This window comes from Pseudomonas sp. SID14000 (assembly GCF_002165135.1).
Taxonomy (GTDB): Bacteria; Pseudomonadota; Gammaproteobacteria; order Pseudomonadales; family Pseudomonadaceae; genus Aquipseudomonas.
The window spans coordinates 1-3,756 of record NZ_NFZQ01000031.1 but is presented as its reverse complement, the minus strand read 5'-3'; the positions used below and the strand labels follow the sequence as shown (position 1 = coordinate 3,756).

The following is a 3,756-nucleotide window of genomic DNA, read 5'->3' as shown; positions in this document are numbered from 1 at the left end:
AGACCCAGGGCAGCGTCGACTTCCAGACCCCGGCCAACGACGTCTACAACAACGGCTCGACCGTTAGCGTGACCATCGAAAGCGCCACGGGCGGTAACTTCGAGCAGTTGGTGCCGAACCCGACGCCAGCTCAGACCACCATCAACGACTCGGTGGATACCACCACCGCGACCCTGACCGCTTCGCCAAGCATCACCGAAGGCGGCGTGATCACCTACACCGTGACCCTGAGCAACCCAGCCCAGACCCCGGTGACCGTGACCCTGTCCAACGGCCAGACCATCACCATCGAAGCCGGCAAGACCCAGGGCAGCGTCGACTTCCAGACCCCGGCCAACGACGTCTACAACAACGGCTCGACCGTTAGCGTGACCATCGAAAGCGCCACGGGCGGTAACTTCGAGCAGTTGGTGCCGAACCCGACGCCGGCTCAGACCACCATCAACGACTCGGTGGATACCACCACCGCGACCCTGACCGCTTCGCCAAGCATCACCGAAGGCGGCGTCATCACCTACACCGTGACCCTGAGCAACCCAGCCCAGACCCCGGTGACCGTGACCCTGTCCAATGGCCAGACCATCACCGTCGAGGCCGGCAAGACCCAGGGCAGCGTCGACTTCCAGACCCCGGCCAACGACGTCTACAACAACGGCTCGACCGTTAGCGTGACCATCGAGAACGCCACGGGCGGTAACTTCGAGCAGTTGGTGCCGAACCCGACACCAGCTCAGACCACCATCAACGACTCGGTGGATACCACCACCGCGACCCTGACCGCTTCGCCAAGCATTACCGAAGGCGGCGTCATCACCTACACCGTGACCCTGAGCAACCCAGCCCAGACCCCGGTGACCGTGACCCTGTCCAACGGCCAGACCATCACCGTCGAAGCCGGCAAGACCCAGGGCAGTGTTGATTTCGAGACCCCGGCCAACGACGTCTATAACAACGGCTCGACCGTTAGCGTGACCATCGAAAGCGCCACGGGCGGTAACTTCGAGCAGTTGGTGCCGAACCCGACGCCAGCTCAGACCACCATCAGCGACTCGGTCGACACCACCACCGCGACCCTGACCGCTTCGCCAAGCATCACCGAAGGCGGCGTGATCACCTACACCGTGACCCTGAGCAACCCGGCGCAGACCCCGGTGACCGTGACCCTGTCCAATGGCCAGACCATCACCGTCGAGGCCGGCAAGACCCAGGGCAGCGTCGACTTCCAGACCCCGGCCAACGACGTCTACAACAACGGCTCGACCGTTAGCGTGACCATCGCGAACGCCACGGGCGGTAACTTCGAGCAGTTGGTGCCGAACCCGACACCGGCTCAGACCACCATCAACGACTCGGTCGACACCACCACCGCGACCCTGACGGCGAGCCCGTCGGTGACCGAAGGTGGCGTGATCACTTACACCGTGACCCTGAGCAACCCAGCCCAGACTCCGGTGACCGTGACCCTGTCCAATGGCCAGACCATCACCGTCGAAGCCGGCAAGACCCAGGGCAGTGTTGATTTCGAGACCCCGGCCAACGACGTCTACAACAACGGCTCGACCGTTAGCACCACGATTACCGGTGCTACCGGTGGCAACTTCGAGCAGTTGGTGCCGAACCCGACGCCGGCTCAGACCACCATCAACGACTCGGTGGACACCACCACCGCGACGCTGACGGCGAACCCGTCGGTGACCGAAGGTGGCGTGATCACCTACACCGTGACCCTGAGCAACCCAGCGCAGACCCCGGTGACCGTGACCCTGTCCAACGGCCAGACCATCACCGTCGAAGCCGGCGAGACCCAGGGCAGCGTTGATTTCGAGACCCCGGCCAACGACGTCTACAACAACGGCTCGACCGTTAGCGTGACCATCGAAAGCGCCACGGGCGGTAACTTCGAGCAGTTGGTGCCGAACCCGACGCCAGCTCAGACCACCATCAACGACTCGGTGGACACCACCACCGCGACGCTGACGGCGAACCCGTCGGTGACCGAAGGTGGCGTGATCACTTACACCGTGACCCTGAGCAACCCGGCCCAAACCCCGGTGACCGTGACCCTGTCCAATGGCCAGACCATCACCGTCGAAGCCGGCAAGACCCAGGGCAGCGTCGACTTCCAGACCCCGGCCAACGACGTCTACAACAACGGCTCGACCGTCAGCACCACGATTACCGGTGCTACCGGTGGCAACTTCGAGCAGTTGGTGCCGAACCCGACGCCGGCTCAGACCACCATCAACGACTCGGTCGACACCACCACCGCGACCCTGACGGCGAGCCCGTCGGTGACCGAAGGTGGCGTGATCACTTACACCGTGACCCTGAGCAACCCAGCCCAGACTCCGGTGACCGTGACCCTGTCCAATGGCCAGACCATCACCGTCGAAGCCGGCAAGACCCAGGGCAGCGTTGATTTCGAGACCCCGGCCAACGACGTCTACAACAACGGCTCGACCGTTAGCGTGACCATCGAAAGCGCCACGGGCGGTAACTTCGAACAACTGACGCCGAACCCGACGCCGGCTCAGACCACCATCAACGACTCGGTGGACACCACCACCGCGACCCTGACCGCTTCGCCAAGCATTACCGAAGGCGGCGTCATCACCTACACCGTGACCCTGAGCAACCCAGCCCAGACCCCGGTGACCGTGACCCTGTCCAACGGCCAGACCATCACCGTCGAAGCCGGCAAGACCCAGGGCAGTGTTGATTTCGAGACCCCGGCCAACGACGTCTATAACAACGGCTCGACCGTTAGCGTGACCATCGAAAGCGCCACGGGCGGTAACTTCGAGCAGTTGGTGCCGAACCCGACGCCAGCTCAGACCACCATCAGCGACTCGGTGGACACCACCACCGCGACCCTGACGGCGAACCCGTCGGTGACCGAAGGTGGCGTGATCACTTACACCGTGACCCTGAGCAACCCAGCCCAGACCCCGGTGACCGTGACCCTGTCCAACGGCCAGACCATCACCGTCGAGGCCGGCAAGACCCAGGGCAGCGTTGATTTCGAAACTCCGGCCAACGACGTCTACAACAACGGCTCGACCGTTAGCGTGACCATCGAGAACGCCACGGGCGGTAACTTCGAGCAGTTGGTGCCGAACCCGACACCAGCTCAGACCACCATCAACGACTCGGTGGATACCACCACCGCGACCCTGACCGCTTCGCCAAGCGTCACCGAAGGCGGCGTCATCACCTACACCGTGACCCTGAGCAACCCAGCCCAGACCCCGGTGACCGTGACCCTGTCCAACGGCCAGACCATCACCATCGAAGCCGGCAAGACCCAGGGCAGTGTTGATTTCGAAACTCCGGCCAACGATGTCTACAACAACGGCTCGACCGTCAGCACCACGATTACCGGTGCTACCGGTGGCAACTTCGAGCAGTTGGTGCCGAACCCGACGCCAGCTCAGACCACCATCAACGACTCGGTGGACACCACCACCGCGACCCTGACCGCTTCGCCAAGCATCACCGAAGGCGGCGTGATCACCTACACCGTGACCCTGAGCAACCCAGCCCAGACCCCGGTGACCGTGACCCTGTCCAATGGCCAGACCATCACCGTCGAAGCCGGCAAGACCCAGGGCAGCGTCGACTTCCAGACCCCGGCCAACGACGTCTACAACAACGGCTCGACCGTTAGCGTGACCATCGAGAACGCCACGGGCGGTAACTTCGAGCAGTTGGTGCCGAACCCGACACCAGCTCAGACCACCATCAACGACTCGGTGG

1 protein-coding gene is annotated in these 3,756 nt (G+C 63.5%); it reads left to right on the top strand.

The window, feature by feature from the left end; all coding sequences use genetic code 11:
• Window positions 1–3,756: beta strand repeat-containing protein (locus tag CAY82_RS24660; RefSeq protein WP_368681561.1), on the top strand; the 3,756-nt coding region annotated here is incomplete at both ends.